The following is a 17,024-nucleotide window of genomic DNA, read 5'->3' on the forward strand; positions in this document are numbered from 1 at the left end:
CCTCTCTCCTCGCCCCCCACCTTCCAGAGCACACCTGCGGGTACCCCGTGGCAAGTCGGCCGCACGCTTTTCTCCCCGCCGCTCTCCTGGCGGCCGCTCCCGGTCCCCGCCCGTCCGCCCACGACGTGCGGCGCGTCCCGGCCCGTGCTTCGCTGGCTCTCGTGACCGACCACCCGGCCCTGCGGCGGTGGCAGAACCCGCTGCGCCGCGGGGACCTGCTGCGGGTGCGGGGCCGGAGCGTCGCGTGGATGCCGCCGCTCCTGCTGCTGGCCGGGATCACCGTCCTCGACCTGAACACCGCGGAACGGTTCCGGATCGTCTCCTGGTTCGTCCTGGTGCCCGGGATCGCCGCGGCGATCTGCGGGGTGTGGGCGACGGCCGGGTTCGCCGTGCTGTCGGCCCTCGACTACGTCGCCGTGGACAGCGTCTGGCCCCGCCGGTACCAGGCCGGCCTGCCCGAGTTCCTCCTGGTCGCCTGCGCCGGGCTGCTGGCCGTCATGGCCTGCGCGGTCCGGCTGAGCGGCGAGCAGCGGATGCTGCACATGCTGGACGTCGCCGAGACCACCCGCCGTACCGTGCTGCGTCCGCTGCCGCCGGGGTGGGCGGGGCTGGACCACGCGGCGGCCTACCTCGCCGCCGACACCGAGGCCCGGGTGGGCGGCGACTTCTACGACATCCAGCCGGGGCCGCACGGCACCCGGGTGCTGGTGGGGGACGTCCAGGGCAAGGGGCTGGGCGCGGTGGAGGCGGCGGCCGCGCTGCTGGGCACGTTCCGTGAGGCGGGATACCACGAGAAGGACCTGGCCACGGTGGCCGACCGGCTGGAGACCCGGATGCTGCGGCACCGCGGCCACACGGTGGCCCTGGGCCGGGACGACGGCGACCGCTTCGCCACGGCGGTGCTGCTCGGCTTCCCGCCGGGCGCCGCCGAGGCCGTGGAGCTGATCAACTTCGGTCACGAGCCGCCGCTGGCGGTGGGCCCGGCGGGGGTGCGCTCCCTTCCGCCGGGCGACCGCCTCCCCCTCGGCATGGGCGACCTGGCGGCCGGTACCGGTTCCCCGCCGACGCTCACGGTCACCGTCGCGCCGGACGAGACCCTCCTCGTCACCACCGACGGGGTGACGGAGGCGCGGGACGCGGACGGCGGCTTCTACGCCCTGGCCGACCAGGTGGCCCGGGCCCCGGTGACCGACCCGGCCCGCCTGGTCGCCCACGTCCGCGACGGCGTGATCCGCCACAGCCGGGGCCGCCTCTCCGACGACACCACGATCTTCGCGATCCGCAGAGCGGTCGGGGCAACACCCCCATCCCGTCCCAAACCCGTCCCGTGACCCCCGCTTTGCAGGCGCAGCCGTTAACGTGCTGACGTAACTGACGTATCTGACGCAAGTGAACCCGGGGAACAGAGGGGGAGGGCCGATGCCCGGAACCGTGCTGCTGATCGCGGCCTCGCCGAACGGCAGGGGGCGGCTCGTGGACGCGGCCTCCGTGCTCCCCGTGCTGGCGGCGGTGCCCCCGGCGATACTCTCCGGGACCGACACCGCCAACGTGGTCGAACTCGCCGACCCGCTGGAGCCGCAGGCCGTGCTGACGCGGTTGCGGGCCGCCGCGGCCGCCCCCGGCCCGCTGACCGTGTTCGTCACCGGGCAGCTGCACCTGGACCGCAGGCAGCGGCTGCCGCACCTGGCGCTGGCCAGGACCACCGCCGCCACCGTCCGGTACACCGCGCTGCCCTGGCACTGGATCCGCGAGGAGCTGCGGCTGCGCCCGGCCGGGGCGACCACGCTGGTCCTCGACCTGCACGCGGACCACGAGACCTGGGCGCACCTGCGGACGGCGCCGCTGGACTGCGGGCGCAACAACGCCGTGCACGGGCGCGTCGCACCTCCGCCCTCCCGGCGGGAGGTGGCGTCGCCGGCGTACATGAAGGCCGTGGCGACGGTGCTCAGGAGCGGGCACCGGCCGCCCATGGAGCAGTTGCACCAGCAGGTGCTGGCCCGGCTCGGGGCCGAGGTGCTGGGCGATGTGCTGTTCAGTACGTACGCCGGTGACGGCGGGGACCCGCACGACGCCATCAGCGAGGCGGTGCGGGGCGGGCGGTACGCGGAGGCGGACGCGCTCGCCGCGCGGTGGGAGCAGGCCGCCGCCCGGGCCCACGGGCCCGCCTCCGAGGAGGCGCTGCACTGGTCGGAGGTGCGGGCCGATCTCGCGATGTTCGCGGGGGACGCGGCGCGCAGCTGCCGGACCTGGCTGAGGGTGGCCAGGGACCGGCTGGCCGCGGGCCAGCCGGCCGACGGGCCGCAGGTGGAGGCGGCGGCGGACCGCGCCCACCACCAGTGGGGCGCCATCAAGGACGCGGCGCGGGCCCGTGAACTGGGACCCGCGCTCGCGGAGTTGAGACTCAGGGTGCCGGGCCGCCGGGAAGGTGCCCTGGAGAACGTCCAGGAGCACCTCCGTCAGCTTCGGACGTCAGCTTCGGACGAGTTGAGCGTCAGCTCGTGAAGGTGAAGTACTTCCACCCGCCGTACGTCGTGGAGTTGACGGTGTCGCCGGAGGAGCCGTTGATGTAGTCGGCGCGGATGCGGAAGCGCCAGCCGACGTCCTCCTTGTGGTCGCCGGTGATCTCGACCTTGGAGAGGCCGCTGCTGGACAGCCCGAAGTACTGCGAGTCGGCCGCGTACCACTTGCCCTGGTAGTAGACCTGGAAGTCCAACCGCTGCGAACGGCCGCTGTAGTACGGCATCTTGGTGGTGAACAGCGGGTTCTTGGTCTTGTGGAAGAAGTAGTACGTGTGGCCCCACGCGCTCTTCGTCTTGTACTGCCGGCTGGCCGACAGGGAGATGCTGACCTTCGCGCCCACCGTGCTGGACACCGAGCGCGGCTGCCAGCGGGCGTCGCCCGCGAACTTCGCGGTGACCTTGGTGTCGCGCTTGAGGTCCAGGACGACCGACAGGTCGCCGGAGGAGTTCACCTTCCCGGACTTGACCAGCTTGTCGGGCTTGTCCGAGCCGAACGGGTCGGCCCAGATCTCCACCGTGCGGTTCTTGTACGTCGTGCCGAGGTGGGCCGTGAACTTCACGTCCTTCCCGTACGCGTACACCTTGCCGTTGTTGTTCAGCGTCAGCGTCGGCTTCGCGCGGGAGACGGTGACGGCGTCCTTGCCGGAGGAGGCCGCGTGGTCGGCGTCGCCCGCGTAGGACACCTTGTAGGTCACCTTGCCGCCGGCCGGCGGGGTGTCGGTGAAGGAGAAGGTGCCGTCCGCCTTGACGGTGACGGCCGGCAGCGTCTTGCCGCTCGGCGACTCCAGGTCGGTGCGCACGACCTTGACCTGGGTGCCGGCCGGCAGCGCGGTGGTCGAGGTGAGCTTGCCGGTGACCGTCAGCTTCTTGGCGCGCGTGGCGGTCGACGGGGCGTTCACCGTGACGGAGGTGGCCGCCTTGGCCGGGCCGTCGTACCTGCGCAGGGAGTAGGCGCCGTTGCTGTTGTACGTCACCGCGAACAGGCCGGCGGCGTCGGGCGTCCAGGCGAGGCCGGCGCTCGCGAGTTCGTCGGAGCCGCTGGAGCTGCCGGTGCTGGGCAGCTCGTAGTCGCGGACGGCCTCGCTGCTGCCGGGGCGGAAGATGTAGACGTCCGGGCTGTAGGAGGCGTCGCTGCCGCCCGCCACGGTTCCGTCGGGGGCGACGGCGACCGCGTTCGGGTAGCTGGTGCTGGTGTACTTGCCGTCCTCGTCGAGGTCGGCGGTCTTGAACACCTGGTGGTAGTACGGGTATCCGCTGGCCACCACGACGTCCTGGCCGTCGGGGGTGACCGCCAGGTCGCGGAGGTTCTCGCCGGCGTCGGTGGTGCTCGCCAGCCTGCTCGCGGTGCCCGAGGAGACGTCGTACGAGGCGATCGTGGCCGGGCTCTGGCCGAGCTGGCCCGCGACCAGGGTGGCGGAGCCGGGGGCCGCGTCCAGGACCGGTGCCGAGTACCAGCCGCCGGCCTGGCCGAGGGTGACCTCGTGCTGGTCGCTCGTCAGGTCGACCGAGCCGATGTCGCCGGCCGCGGCGCCGCCGTAGCCGAACCACAGCTTCCCGCCCGCGAGGGCCACGCTCAGCGGCTTGTCGCCGACGTCGTAGCGGGTCGTCTCGGTGTCCGTCGCGGTGTCGATGACGGCGATCTGGTCCAGGTCCTGCACGGCCGCGTAGAGCGTGCCGGAGTCGGCGGAGAGTTCGAGGCCGCGGACGCCGGACAGGCCGGTGGTGAGCTGCTTGAGCACGGTGCCCGCGTAGTCGGTGACGACGATCTTGCCGTTGCTCGGGTCGCTGATGAAGACCTGCTGGTGAGCGCCGTCGACGACGATGGCACCGGTCGACTTGACCGGCAGGAGCGCGCTGGTGTCGGCGAAGGCCGGCGTGGCGGCCAGGGCCGCCGAACTGAAGAGGACCGCCAGTGCGGTGGCGGCCGTGACGGTGCGCATACGCACGCTGATTCGAACCCCCCGGATCGAATGAAGTGGGCGCCACGGAACGCGGCCCGCGATGTGTGTCGCCTGAGGGCCGTGTGTGGCTGACGCAACGAAGAGTAGGTCATGCCACTGACAAGTGGCACACGGATTCACCGGCGGAGCGTGGTGTACGGCCGCCGGCGGTACGGGGGGTGTCGCCGGCGGCCGTGCGCCGGCCGGTCAGGCGTAGGCGTCGAAGGTGATCGCGCTCGGCTTGGCCTTGTTCAGGTGGTCGTCGAACTTCGCGTCCTGGAGCGGGAGGTTGGCGTCGCCCCAGTCGGAGGCGTTCAGGATGTCGCGCAGGTTGGAGGCCATGTTGTCCCAGGTGAGCAGGTTCTCCTGGTGCCAGGCGCCGTCGTCGTTCTCCGGGGTCTCGCCCCACTTGGCGAACCGGAAGTCGTGGGTGCTCAGGCCGTCCTTGTGGTAGACGACCTGGACGCGCTGGTCGCTCATCGGGACGTCGGCGACCGCCTCGGTCTCGAAGTCGCCGTGCTGGGAGGCGGACAGGTACGACGGGTAGTCGGCGCCCTGCTTGACCCAGACGACGATGCACTCCCAGTCGTGGCGGTGGCCGATGCCCGGGGAGGCCTCGTCCTTCTCGAAGTAGCTGGCGTAGATGATTCCGCACCAGCCGTTGTTGCACTTCGCCCGCGAATACGTGTTGGCGTGGTCCAGATGGCCGCTGCGGCAGCTGCCGGTCACCGAACCGGTCGGCTTCAGGCCGCCGTTGAGGTTGCCGTCGGGGTCGATGGCGGCGGCGGGGTAGCAGCTGTCCGTGTCGTAGTCGTACAGCGGCTCGAAGAACTTCTGGAACGTGGTCGCGTTCTCGGGGAGGTTCTGCAGCACGCCCGCGGAGGCGCTGAACGGCAGGGCGAGGGTGAGCACGGCGGCGCTGCCGGCGACGGCCGCGGCGCGGCCGAGTCGGCGGGTCCTGGTGGGGGACATCGGGGGGCTCCAGTCGACGGTCCATTGCTCGCCCCGGACATGACATCCGGGTCGGAGAGAGACTGGCGGTCCGAGGCCCCCGATGGGAAGGGCTTTCTACCAAACGGAGGGCGGCATTTCGCCGAACGGGCCGTCCCGGGGCCCGCGTCAGCGGGGGCTGTGCTCGGCCGTGGCCGGGGCGGTGGCGGCGGGGCTGTCGTCCGTCGCTCCGGCCGGGCCCGCGTTGGCTGCGATGATGAGCGCGGCCACCGTGAGCACGGCGGCGCCGAGGCTTCTCGCGGTGGGGGTCCCGCCGATCGCGCGCATCCGGGACCGGTGGTGTGCGGCAGGGCGTGCTGATGTGCGTCCGAGCACGGCGACCTCGCAACGACAGGGGCGGCTTAAGCGCGTTTAACTCGCCGTTTAACCTAGGGGTATTCGAAGCTCAACGGCAAGGGGTTCAGGGGGAGTTGGGGGGAGTGTCAGGATGCGTGAACGGGACGATCCGGAGACCGTCGGGCGGCGGGTGCAGCAACTGCGCACCGAACGGGGGCTGACCCAGCGACAGCTGGCCGAACCGGCCTACACACCCGCCTACATCTCCACCCTGGAGGCCGGGCGGGTGCGGGCCTCCGACGAGGCGCTGCGGCACATCGCCGGGCGGCTCGGCGTGGGCTTCGAGGAGCTGGCCAGCGGGCGCCCGGCCCGTCTCGCCACCGACCTCAGGCTGCGGCTCACCGAGGCCCAGCGCACCCTCGCCACCGGCGAGGCCGAGGAGGCGGCCGCCCTGTACCGGTCGCTCTTCGAGGAGGCGGAGGCGCACGGGCTCGTCGTGGAGCAGGCCACCGCACTGCTCGGCCTCGGCGAGTGCGCCATGGAGACCGGCGAGCTGGGAGAGGCGCGGGAGTTCTTCGAGCGGGCCGAGCTGTGGCTGACGGACGAGCCGCTGCCGGCGCGCGTCCCGGCGATCCGCGGCCGGGCCGTCAGCCACTACCTGGCCGGTGAACTGCGCTACGCCGTCTACCTCCTGGAGACCACGCTCGACGAGCTCAACCGGGGCGGCCTGCACGACCCGGACGCGCTGCTGCTCCTGTACGCCAGCGTCATCGGCCCCTACATGGACATGGGCGCCCACGCCCGCGCCGCCCAGGCCGCCGAGTTCGCCCTCGCGCTGGCCCCGCAGGCGGGCGATCCCGCGCTGATCGCCCGCATGCACCGCTCCGTCGCCCGCACCCTGCTCGCCGAGGGCCGGGTCGCCGAGGCCGACGCCTCCCTCGCCAAGGCGGCCGAGCTGTACCGCCAGCTCCAGCTGCGCACCGAACTCGCCAACTGCCACTGGATGCGCGGCTACGTCTACGCCCAGGACGGCGAGCTGGAGCGGGCCGAGGCGGAGCTGCGCGAGGCCCTCGCGATGCTCTCGGAGACCCGTGCGGCCCTCTACCGCAGCCAGGCGGCCGTGGAACTGGCGGACGTCCTGCACCGCCGGGACAAGTCCGAGGAGGCGGCCGGGCTCCTGCACGACGTGCTCGGGGACTTCTCCTCGGAGCGCGGCGCGGTGCACGCGGCGGCCGCGCACCGCCTGCTCGGCATCATCGCCGAGGACGCCCGGGACACCGAGGCGGCGGAGGAGCACTACGTACGGGCGCTGAGCCTGCTGGAACGGGCGGGCGCGGCGGGCGACCTCGCCGACCTCTGCCGCCTGCTGGGGGACCTGCTGCGCCGCACGGGCCGGGTGGAGGCGGCCCTGGACGCCTACCGCACCGGCCTGGGGCACCGCACCGCTCCGGGCACCACGACACTGGGCCCGGCCCCCGCCCAGCCCCCGCTGTGACGCCCAGCCCCCGCTGTGACGCCTCGCTGTGACGCCTCGCTGTGACGCCCGCACCGGGCCGCACCCGACGCACAGCCTGCTCAGGGGCGGGCGACAGCAAGCCTCACTAACGTCCCCGGGGTGCACAGCCCAAGGACAGTCGCCGACGGCCTGCGTCTTCTGACGCGGGCCGTCGTCCACGTGGTCCTCGGCGGCGCCGCCCTCCTCGCCATCGCCACCGTCGTGTCGGTCCTCGGCCCCACCCTCGCCCTGGACCTCTACACCCCGCCGGTGGCCGCCTGGTGGACCGTGTTCACGGCGGTGGCCGTCCAGGGCGTCCCCTTCCTCCTGCTCGGCACCGTCGTCTCCGCGGCGATCGGCGCCTTCGTCCCGGAACGGGTGTTCACCCGCCTGCTCCCCCGCAGCCAGGCCCTCGCCGTCCCCGTCGCGGGCGCCGCAGGCGTCGTCCTGCCGGGCTGCGAGTGCGCCTCCGTCCCGGTCGCCGACAGTCTGATGCGCCGCGGGGTCGCCCCGGCCGCCGCCCTCGCGTTCCTGCTCTCGGCCCCCTCGATCAACCCGGTGGTGCTGGTGGCGACCTCGATCGCGTTCCCCGGCCGGCCGGAGATGGTGCCGGCCCGGCTGCTCGCCTCGCTCGGCACGGCGGTGGTGATGGGGTGGCTGTGGGCCCGGTTCGGCCGCGAGGCCTGGCTGCGCCCGCCCCGCCGCCCCAGCACCCCCCACGCCACCGGCCTCCGCGCCTTCCTCAGCGGCCTCCAGCACGACTTCCTGCACGCCGGCGGCTTCCTGGTGCTGGGCGCGGCGGCCGCGGCGACCTTCAACATCGCCGTGCCCCGGTCGGTCCTCGACGTCTTCACCGGCTCCGCCTGGACGGCCGTACCGCTGCTCGCGCTGCTCGCCGTCGTGCTCTGCGTGTGCAGCGAGGCCGACGCCTTCGTGGCCGCCTCGCTCAGCGCGTTCCCGGCGACGGCGAGGCTGGCGTTCATGGTGGTGGGCCCGATGGTCGACCTGAAGCTGATCGCCCTCCAGGCCGGCACCTTCGGCCGGGGCTTCGCCCTCCGCTTCTCCGCGGCGACCTGGGTGGTGGCGCTGTCCGCGAGCGTCCTGGTGGGAGGGTGGCTGCTGTGAGGCGGTACGGCGGACCGCTGCTGCTCTGCCTGGTCGGCGCGGCGGCCCTGCGGATCACGCTCTTCGGCGACCTGTACCTGAGGTACGTCCAGGCGTCCCTGCGCCCGTACCTGATCGTCTCGGGCACGGCGCTGATCCTCCTGGGCATCACGACGGCGGCCCTGCGCACCCGCACGACCGAGGACACCGATCACGCCGAGGACACCGAACACACCGACGACACCGAACACACCGAGGACACCGATCACACCGACGACACCGAACACTCCGAGGACACCGATCACGCCGAGGACACCGCAGTCACCGGGGACGACCACGGTGGTCATCACGGTCACCCCCACCACGGTCCCCGGATCGCCTGGCTGCTCGCCCTGCCCGCCGTCGCCCTGCTGCTCTTCCCGCCCCCCGCCCTCGGTTCGTACAGCGCGGAGCGCGAGGCGGCGCAGCGGGCCGCGCAGGGGGTCGGGACCTTCGCGGCGCTGCCGGCCGGGAACCCGGTGGAGCTGACGCTCGCCGAGTTCAGCTCGCGGGCGGTCTACGACAGCGGGCGCTCGCTGACGGGCCGTACGGTCCGGATGACGGGGTTCGTCACGCACGGCGCGGACGACGGCACCTGGTACCTGACCCGGCTCATGGTCACCTGCTGCGCCGCCGACGCGACCACCAGCAAGGTGGTGATCAGGGGCGAGGACGCGCCGCCTGCCGACACCTGGGTGACCGTCACCGGCACCTGGCACCCGAAGGGCGCGCTGGGCTCGGACGCGGCGTGGCCGCCGGTGCTGGACGCGAGGTCGCTGAAGACGGTGAAGCAGCCGTCGGACCCGTACGAGACGACGTCGTAGCCGCCGCTCAGGCCTGGGCGCGGCCCTTCTCCCGGACCTGGGCGAGCCGTTGGACGCCGACGTCCAGGGCCTGTGCCGTGGCGTCGGACGGAAGGGTGCCGAGAGCGCCGGCGGTGAGGACGATCGCGTCGTCGCCGACCCGGACGACGGCGACGTCCAGGGTGAGGACGGTGGGGTCGTTGCCGGGGGAGGCCTGTCCGGTGACGGTGACCCGCAGTCCCTGGCGCGCGTCGCCGAAGGCCGGCAGTCCGGCGTCGGCGACCCGGACGGACTGGACGCCGTACCGGGTCGTCTGCGCGGCGAACTGCCCGCAGCCGGCGGGCAGCGACCGCAGCCAGGTCAGGGCGCGGTCCACGTCGGCGGAGCGGCCGGCGTCCACCTGGTAGCGCAGCTGGGCCTCGTCGTCGCCGTCGTCGAGGGTCGTGACGGCGTGCGGGCCGCGCTCCTCGCCGAGCAGTTCGTCGGCGTACAGGGCGTCGAGGAACCGCTGGCACGCGGGCGCGGCGGTGGTCCCCTTCAGCAACGCGTCCCGCCACACGGCCGTTCCGTCGGTCGCCGTCCACGGCACCCCCAGGTCGTCCTCGCCGATCAGCGCGGCGCGGGCCTGGTCGGCGGTGAGCACCGGGGTGCCGGGGGAGGCGGGGCTGGCCGGGGCGGGCCGCTCGGCGGCGGTCGGGGAGGAGACGGCGGCGGACGACTCCGGCGTCGGTCCGGCCGTACAGGCGGAGACGGCGACGAGGCCGGTCAGGGCGAGACCGGCGGCGGTGACTCTCATGGACGAGCCCTCCCCGAACGACAGCGGCAACGGATCGAGTGCTCCCACGCCACCACCCCCCGCCTCCGCCCACCACCGCTCCGGTCCGTCCGGGTGAGACCCGCGGGCGAGGCGGAACCTGCCGTCGGGCGAAGGGGCGAAGGGGCGAACGGGCCGCACAGGACCGCACGGGGGAGGCCCGGGGACGCCCGGGAGGGCATCGGCAGCGGGGTGCGTCGCGGGTACACGACCGGCTGAAGGTTCTCTGATCCGATCCGGCGACAAGTCGGCGTGGCCGCCCTGTGATGCACGACACACGTCCGCGCTCGGGTCACTCTCGCACAGGAGTCCGGGACGACACCCGGACTGCTTCGAGTGAAGGAGCTTCCCATGAGTCCTCAGCGCAGGACGTCCCGTTACGGGCCATGGGCCCGGAAGAGATTCGGCAAGGCCGGCATGCTGGCCTCGTTCGGACTGGTCCTCGCGGCCGGCGTGATCGCCCCGGTGGCCGCGGTCGCGGCCACCGGCACCCAGGCCACGGGTGTCTCGACCGCCAGGAAGTCCGGCGGCGGGGACGAGTGCAAGCCGAGCCACCACCCGAGGCTCGGTGGCGGTGGCGGCGGCGAGTGCGTGGGCCCGTCAGGCCCTCCGGGTCCCTCAGGCCCTCCCGGTCCGTCCGGTCCTCCCGGCCCCTCCGGCCCTCCGGGTCCCTCCGGTTCCACGGGCCCTTCCGGTCCTCCCGGTCCTTCCGGTCCTCCCGGTCCGTCCGGTTCCACGGGTCCTTCCGGTCCTCCCGGGCCGTCCGGCTCCACGGGTCCGTCCGGCCCTCCCGGCCCTTCCGGCCCTCCCGGACCCTCCGGCTCCACGGGTCCCTCCGGCCCTCCCGGGCCCAGCGGTCCTCCCGGGCCCTGTGCGGACATCGATGCCCAGCAGGACTCCAGCGACTTCGAGCTGCGGGCCGCACTGAGCGGCGGACGGACCTACGCCGGCATCCGCGACCTGCGCACCGGTTCGGCCCAGGACTTCCTGTGGACCGACCTCAGCACCCACGCCGACTATCCGGCGGGTGTCTGCGGGGTGTCGATCAACGCCCACAGCCAGGGCAGCTCCCCCATCGACATCGACGTCGTCACCACCTCGGGGCAGGTCTGGGAGATCACCTGCACCGAGGTCAACAGCACCCACCCGGCCACCCTCGACTGCGGGACCGTCGACGGCAACCCCTGGGTCGAGGTGAACCTCCAGCCGTCGCCCAGCGCGACGAACAGCGGCACCCCCGTTCTCCCCTGACGGCCGACCTCTGACGGGCCCTCTCCCACTCCGGGGGGAGGGCCCGTCCGGCACGTCCGCGGGCGGGACGCCATAAGGTCACGGTTGACGGAAGGAGTCCCTGTGACCACCCAGCCCATCCCCGTGATCATCGACTGCGACACCGGTGTCGACGACGCCCTCGCCCTGTTGTTCGCCGTGCGGCATCCCGGGATCGAGTTGCGGGCCGTCACCTGTGTGGCCGGGAACACCGATGTGGACGGGGTGGTGCGGAACACCCTGACCGTGCTGGAGCGGGCCGGCGCCGGGGACGTTCCCGTCGCGCGGGGGGCCGAGCGGCCGCTGATCGAGGCGGCGCGGTCGGCCCGGCACGTGCACGGTGCGGACGGGATGGGCGACCTGGGGCTGCCCGCGCCCGCCAGGCGCCCCGTCGACGTCGACGCCGTCACCCTGCTGCGCCGCGAGATCCTCGCCTCGCCCCGCCCGGTGACCCTCGTCCCCACCGCACCGCTCACCAACATCGCCCTGCTGCTGCGTACTCACCCGGAGGTGACGCGCAACATCGAGCGGATCGTGTTCATGGGCGGCGCGGTGGCCACCGGGAACGCCACCCCGGTCGCCGAGTTCAACGTCTGGCACGACCCCGAGGCCGCCGCGGTGCTGCTCACCGCCGGGGTGCCGATCACCATGTACGGCCTCGACGTCTTCCAGCGCGTGGTGGTGCCGGGCGCGGAGGTACGGCGGCTGCGCGCGAGCGCGGAACCCGGTGCCCGGCTCGCCGGTGACCTGCTCGCGCACCGGCCCGCCGCCCCGGACCCGGACGGCGACGACCCGGACGGCGGTCTCGGTGACGCCGGCGCGGTGTGCGCCGTGGCCGATCCGGGCGGTCTGACCACCCGTCGGCTCCCGGTCGAGGTCTCCCTCGCGCCGGGCGCCGCCCGGGGGCAGACCGTCGTCGACCGCCGCCCCCGCCCCGGCGAGGCCGAGATCCACGGCGGCAGCCGCGAACAGGCCCTGGTGGACGTCGCGCTGGACGTGGACGTGGCCCGGTACGTGCGGCTGTACCTGGACACCGTCGCCGGCTGAGCACCCTGCCGCACGCGCGGCGCCCGGACCCCGGGGGACTGCGCCGGGTCCGTTCATACGTACGCCCCAGCCGTCCGTGGCGGCTGGGGCGTACGCGTGCGGGGATCAGGCGCGGGCGGCCTTGCGGCGCCGGGTCGCGACGACGAGCGCGCCGCCGCCGGCCAGCAGCAGGGCCGCGCCGCCGGCGATGTAGCCCGTGCTGGAGTCGGCGCCGGTGTGGGCGAGGTCGCCGCCACCGCTGCCGGAGTCCGTGCTCGGGGCCGACGCCGGGGCGGTGGCCGACTCCGAGGCGGAGGCCGAGGCCGGCGCGGACGCGGACGCGGTGGCCGTCGCGGTCGAGGAACTCTCCGAGGCCGCCGGGGTGGAGGACTCCGCGGCCGGGGTGGACGGCTCGGCCGGGGTGGACTGCGACTCGGAGGCGCTCGGGGACGGGGACGGCGAGGACGACTCGGTGCTCGTGCAGTCCTTCGTGCCGCCGTTCCAGGACGCGATCAGCTTGTCCTTGATGACCGTGTGGTCCGGGCCGGCCGGCAGGTCGCCGTGCTCGAAGCCGTCGTTGGCGTCCTTCTTGCCGTCGAACTTCACGGCGCCCCGGTAGAGGTCGATCTGCGCGAAGCAGCCGGCGTCCGGGACCGAGATGTCGAGGGAGTCGGTCCGGCCCTGCTTGACCGTCACCGAGTCGAAGTCGACGAAGACCTGCTGCCCGGAGGTGGCGAAGGTGGCGCCGTGGGCGAGGTAGGAGGCGAGCGAGGCGGTGCAGGAGGCGGCGTCACCGGCGGCGCGGACCTTGATGTGGACCTTGCCGTCGTCGGTGACCTTGAGGTTCTGGTCGTCGACCTTCACCGAGTCGTAGAAGTGCGACCCGTCGATGGAGAACTGGCACTTGTCGGTGCCGGTCGGGGTGCCGGCCCCGGTGCCGGGGCTGTACTGGCCGCCGGACTTCCAGCCGTCACCGCCGGGGCTGCCGTGGGCCCAGGCGCCGGAGGCTCCGGCGACGGACGCGGCACACAGGGCGAACGACGCGACGCCCGTCCCCAGTAGGCGGCGCGCGGTGACATGTCTGGATATGGACATGGGTATCCCATCTCGGAGCTCGCGGAATGCGAAGAAACACCGGACTCATTGGTCACATGTGCCACGGCGTGCGCCCATGGTGGTTGGGTGCGTCGAACCATGTCAACCTGCGCCGATACAGGGGGCGTTGGCAGTTCATCACAGTTCCCTCACACAGGGAACGATCCCCTCCGGGCGGTGCGAAGGTTCCCTTTCTCGGCAATATGGACAGGCTTCAGGTTGGTTTCTCCCGTCCGAAAGGAACGCGCGTGGTCGACCTCTCCTCCAGGAACCCCGACTGGTGGCGCCAGGCCGTGATCTACCAGGTGTATCCGCGCAGCTTCGCCGACGCCGACGGCGACGGGCTCGGTGACCTCGCGGGCATCACCCGGCGCCTCCCCCATCTGGGCGCGCTCGGTGTGGACGCCCTGTGGCTGAGCCCCTTCTACCCCTCCGAACTCGCCGACGGCGGCTACGACGTCGCCGACCACCGGGACGTCGACCCGCGGCTGGGCACCCTGGACGACTTCGACGCGATGGCCGCCGAGGCGCACCGGCTCGGGCTGAAGGTGATCGTCGACATCGTCCCGAACCACACCTCGCACCTGCACCCCTGGTTCCAGGAGGCGCTGCGGGACGGCCCCGGCTCCCCGGCCCGGGAGCGCTACGTCTTCCGGCCGGGCCGCGGCACGCACGGCGAACTCCCGCCCTCCGACTGGGAGTCGGTGTTCGGCGGCAGCGCCTGGCGCCGGGTGTCGGACGGCGAGTGGTACCTGCACCTCTTCGCCCCCGAGCAGCCCGACCTCAACTGGGAGCACGAGGAGGTCCGCGCCGACTTCCGCGCCACCCTGCGCTTCTGGTCCGACCGGGGCGTCGACGGCTTCCGGATCGACGTGGCCCACGCCCTGGTGAAGGACCTCTCCGAGCCGCTCAGGGACGTGGCGGAGCTGGGCGCGACCGGCGAGGAGGCGCTGGAGCGGGTACCGCCCGGCACCCACCCCTACTGGGACCGCGACGGGGTGCACGAGATCTACCGTGACTGGCGCGGGATCTTCGACGCCTACAGCCCGCCCCGCACCGCCGTCGCCGAGGCCTGGGTCCCGGACGCCCGCCGGGCCCGGTACGCCCGCCCGGACGAACTCGGCCAGGCCTTCAACTTCGAGTACCTCCAGACCCCCTGGGACGCGGCCGCGCTCCGCGAGGTCATCACCGGCTCGCTCGCCACCGCCCGTAGCGCCGGGGCCTCCGCCACCTGGGTGCTCTCCAACCACGACGTCGTACGGCACGCCTCCCGGCTCATGCTGGAGCCGGGCACGGACGCCGACGCCTGGCTGCTGTCCGGCGGCCGGGAGCCCTCGCTCGACACCGCCCGGGGGCTGCGCCGGGCCCGCGCGGCCACCCTGCTGATGCTGGCGCTGCCCGGCTCGTCGTACGTCTACCAGGGCGAGGAGCTCGGTCTGCCGGAGGCCGCCGACCTGCCCGTGGAGGTCCTCCAGGACCCGGTCTGGGAACAGACCGGCCGGGTCCGCAAGGGCCGGGACGGCTGCCGGGTGCCGCTGCCGTGGACGACGGGCGGCCCGTCGTACGGCTTCGGGTCCGGCGGTGCCTGGCTGCCGCAGCCCGCGTGGTTCGCGTCGTACGCCGTCGAGGCACAGGCGGGTACGGAGGGCTCGACCCTGGAGATGTACCGCACCGCGCTCAGGCTGCGCCGCAAGCTGCTCGACGGCGAGACGCTGACCTGGGCGGACGCGCCGGACGGGGTGCTGCACTTCGCCCGGTCGGAGGGCTGGCGGTGCGTCACGAACGTGGCGCACGCGTCGTTGCCGTTGCCGCCGGGCGAAGTGCTGCTGGCGAGCGCGCCGTTGCCGCACGACGGCACGCTGCCGCCCGACACCACGGTGTGGCTGGGCGCCTGACTCAGCCGGCGCTGGGGCTCGGGTCGGCCGCGCCGCCCGCCTCCCCGGGCAGGGCCGGCGGGCTGGTCGTGCTGTTCGCCGGCGGGGTGAGGACGACCTGTGGCTGACCCGCGGCCGGCGGGGGCGGCGTCAGGTCGGAGGCGGGCAGCTTCGGCGCGGTCGTCTCCTGGAAGAGGACCGACGGGAAGTCGACCAGGCCGGTCTGCTCCATCACCGTGATGTGGTCGAGGACCGTGGCGTTGGCCTGGTCGGCCAGGATCCGCACCAGCGTGTTCTGGGTGGTCGAGCGGATCTTCGCGATCGTGTTGAAGATCGAGCCGTGGGTCACGCGCAGGATGTTGGCGAAGTCCGTGTCGAACTTCTTGCCGGTGTCCGCGGACAGGGTGTTCACGAACCCCTGCTGCTGCGGGGAGGCCTGGTCCGGGATGGTGATGTTGAGCATGGGGGCGATCTTGCGGCAGGTGGAGTCCAGCGCCGCGTGACCGTCGATCAGGTGCCTGCTCGCCGTGATGACGGCCTTGGACTGGCCCTTCTGCAGACCGAGCTGGCCCACGGGGTACTCCCACAGTCCGGCCGCGCGCACCTTCACCACGAAGTCCCGGTCGCCCTCGGTCAGGGGGCCCCACTGAGTGTTGGCGATCACTCGTGTGGTGTCGCTGGAGACGGTGTTCACACCGAGCATGCTCGGGTAGGCGAGGGCCGCGAGGGTCATGCTGAGGGCTCCGCCCACGACGAGCACTCCCGTCGCGTTCCGGGAAAAGAGCACCGGTGCCTCCTGCCGTTCGGGGTCCCGCGCGCTGGGCGGGGGTCGGACGCAGAGAAGTACGTGCCGGGAAGCGCCGGAAACCTTTTGATTTGGCAAAGAACTTGTGAGGCCTTGCCCTGCCCGGGGCGTCCGCTTCCCATGTCTTGGCCAGCGGACGGTGATGACTTCCCCTGGCGAGTGTGGCCATGACAAAGGTGCGGACTAGCTTCGCCGTATGTCCCCACAGCCATCCCCCCACGCCCCCCGCGTCCCCCGGCTGCCCGGCGCGGCGGCTCCCCGGGGTCCCGCCGCGCTGCCCGTCCTGCCCTACCGCAAGCCCACCAGGGGCCGTGACTACTGGGTGTTCGACGGCGTCCTGCCCGACGCGGACGCCGTGCGGGAGCGCTGCCTGGCCAAGGACGACTGGGTCCGGGGATACCCGTACACCTCGGAGACCTGGCCGGGGCTGCGCACCATGCCCGGCCTGGAGCCGGCCGAACTCGCCGTCGTGGAGGGCCTGGTGCGGCAGGCGACCGGCGCCGGGAAGCTCTGGGTGCAGCAGGCGCCCGGCGGCGGCACCCTCAACCACAACTGCGTCCAGGTGGTCGGCGAGGGCGAGAGCGAGCCGCGCCCGCACACGGACTCGCGGGCGCTGTGCCGGTACGCGGCGGTGCTCTACCTCAACCCCGGCGTGGCCAAGGACTGCGGTACCGCGTTCTACCGGCAGTCGCTGCCCGGCGGCCGGCTCGGCGGCAACGTCGTGCAGGCCCCGCACAACAACCTCGTCGAGGCGCTCGGCACACGGTTCGTCCCGGGCGACCACTTCGAGGAGGACGTGCGGGTCCCGCACCGCTACAACCGCCTCCTCCTCTACAACGCCAACCTCGTGCACAGCGCGACGGGTTACGCCGGCCGGACGCTGGAGGAGAAGCGGATGACGGCGGTCTTCTTCTGGATGGCGTGAACGGCGACCGGTTGCGTGAGCGACGGCCG

At 73.2% G+C, this 17,024-nt stretch carries 15 protein-coding genes; 9 read left to right on the forward strand and 6 right to left on the reverse strand.

The genetic code is table 11. The annotated features are described in order from the left end of the window. The first annotated feature begins 248 nt into the window (after nucleotides 1-248). On the forward strand, nucleotides 249-1,331 hold the full coding sequence (locus ACZ619_RS31120; RefSeq protein ID WP_469606108.1) for a PP2C family protein-serine/threonine phosphatase: 1,083 nt from the start codon (nucleotides 249-251) through the stop codon (nucleotides 1,329-1,331). An 88-nt stretch (nucleotides 1,332-1,419) separates the two neighbouring features. Next, on the forward strand, nucleotides 1,420-2,502 hold the full coding sequence (locus tag ACZ619_RS31125; RefSeq protein WP_469605932.1) for a hypothetical protein: 1,083 nt from the start codon (nucleotides 1,420-1,422) through the stop codon (nucleotides 2,500-2,502). Here the strand turns inward: ACZ619_RS31125 and ACZ619_RS31130 are convergent. From ACZ619_RS31130 to ACZ619_RS31140, 3 genes are all read right to left on the reverse strand, one after another. Then, nucleotides 2,492-4,465 (reverse strand): YncE family protein, encoded by a 1,974-nt coding sequence (locus tag ACZ619_RS31130; RefSeq protein ID WP_469605934.1) that lies wholly within the window; start codon nucleotides 4,463-4,465, stop codon nucleotides 2,492-2,494. The two genes, ACZ619_RS31125 and ACZ619_RS31130, sit on opposite strands and share 11 nt — an antisense overlap. Nucleotides 4,466-4,666: 201 nt before the next feature. Continuing rightward, nucleotides 4,667-5,431: an NPP1 family protein gene (locus ACZ619_RS31135; RefSeq protein ID WP_469605935.1), complete on the reverse strand. Its 765-nt coding sequence runs from the start codon at nucleotides 5,429-5,431 to the stop codon at nucleotides 4,667-4,669. A 147-nt stretch (nucleotides 5,432-5,578) separates the two neighbouring features. Further along, entirely contained in the window at nucleotides 5,579-5,737 is a 159-nt protein-coding gene (locus tag ACZ619_RS31140; RefSeq protein WP_469605937.1) for a hypothetical protein, read from the reverse strand. 160 nt (nucleotides 5,738-5,897) lie between these two features. Here ACZ619_RS31140 and ACZ619_RS31145 point away from each other — a divergent pair, with 160 nt between their 5' ends. From ACZ619_RS31145 to ACZ619_RS31155, 3 genes are all read left to right on the forward strand, one after another. Further along, a complete protein-coding gene (locus tag ACZ619_RS31145; protein WP_469605940.1) occupies nucleotides 5,898-7,241 on the forward strand; it encodes a helix-turn-helix domain-containing protein in 1,344 nt (447 codons plus the stop codon). Nucleotides 7,242-7,361: 120 nt separating this feature from the next. Beyond that, complete coding sequence (locus ACZ619_RS31150) at nucleotides 7,362-8,366, forward strand: permease (protein ID WP_469605943.1); 1,005 nt, start codon at nucleotides 7,362-7,364, stop codon at nucleotides 8,364-8,366. After that, nucleotides 8,363-9,208: a TIGR03943 family putative permease subunit gene (locus ACZ619_RS31155; protein ID WP_469606111.1), complete on the forward strand. Its 846-nt coding sequence runs from the start codon at nucleotides 8,363-8,365 to the stop codon at nucleotides 9,206-9,208. Before ACZ619_RS31150 ends, ACZ619_RS31155 begins: the two co-directional genes overlap by 4 nt. A gap of 7 nt (nucleotides 9,209-9,215) precedes the next feature. Here the strand turns inward: ACZ619_RS31155 and ACZ619_RS31160 are convergent, their stop codons facing one another. Beyond that, complete coding sequence (locus tag ACZ619_RS31160; protein ID WP_469605945.1) at nucleotides 9,216-9,983, reverse strand: hypothetical protein; 768 nt, start codon at nucleotides 9,981-9,983, stop codon at nucleotides 9,216-9,218. A gap of 1,056 nt (nucleotides 9,984-11,039) precedes the next feature. Here ACZ619_RS31160 and ACZ619_RS31165 point away from each other — a divergent pair. Together ACZ619_RS31165 and ACZ619_RS31170 are read left to right on the forward strand one after the other, a co-directional pair. Continuing rightward, on the forward strand, nucleotides 11,040-11,252 hold the full coding sequence (locus ACZ619_RS31165; RefSeq protein WP_469605948.1) for a hypothetical protein: 213 nt from the start codon (nucleotides 11,040-11,042) through the stop codon (nucleotides 11,250-11,252). A gap of 102 nt (nucleotides 11,253-11,354) precedes the next feature. Continuing rightward, nucleotides 11,355-12,317: a nucleoside hydrolase gene (locus ACZ619_RS31170; protein ID WP_469605950.1), complete on the forward strand. Its 963-nt coding sequence runs from the start codon at nucleotides 11,355-11,357 to the stop codon at nucleotides 12,315-12,317. Nucleotides 12,318-12,422: 105 nt separating this feature from the next. On the opposite strand, the gene ACZ619_RS31175 is transcribed toward ACZ619_RS31170, so the two are convergent. Beyond that, nucleotides 12,423-13,391: an LAETG motif-containing sortase-dependent surface protein gene (locus ACZ619_RS31175; protein ID WP_469605953.1), complete on the reverse strand. Its 969-nt coding sequence runs from the start codon at nucleotides 13,389-13,391 to the stop codon at nucleotides 12,423-12,425. A 203-nt stretch (nucleotides 13,392-13,594) separates the two neighbouring features. Here ACZ619_RS31175 and ACZ619_RS31180 point away from each other — a divergent pair, with 203 nt between their 5' ends. After that, nucleotides 13,595-15,286, forward strand: coding sequence for a glycoside hydrolase family 13 protein (locus tag ACZ619_RS31180; protein ID WP_469605956.1), 1,692 nt, complete (start codon nucleotides 13,595-13,597; stop codon nucleotides 15,284-15,286). Nucleotide 15,287: 1 nt separating this feature from the next. Here the strand turns inward: ACZ619_RS31180 and ACZ619_RS31185 are convergent, their stop codons facing one another. Beyond that, entirely contained in the window at nucleotides 15,288-16,016 is a 729-nt protein-coding gene (locus tag ACZ619_RS31185; protein WP_469606113.1) for a DUF4142 domain-containing protein, read from the reverse strand. Nucleotides 16,017-16,266: 250 nt separating this feature from the next. On the opposite strand from ACZ619_RS31185, the gene ACZ619_RS31190 reads away from it, so the two are divergent. Next, nucleotides 16,267-16,995: a DUF6445 family protein gene (locus ACZ619_RS31190; protein WP_469605958.1), complete on the forward strand. Its 729-nt coding sequence runs from the start codon at nucleotides 16,267-16,269 to the stop codon at nucleotides 16,993-16,995. Nucleotides 16,996-17,024: the final 29 nt, after the last annotated feature.

The sequence above is a fragment of the Streptomyces sp. NPDC104367 genome, from assembly GCF_055583825.1.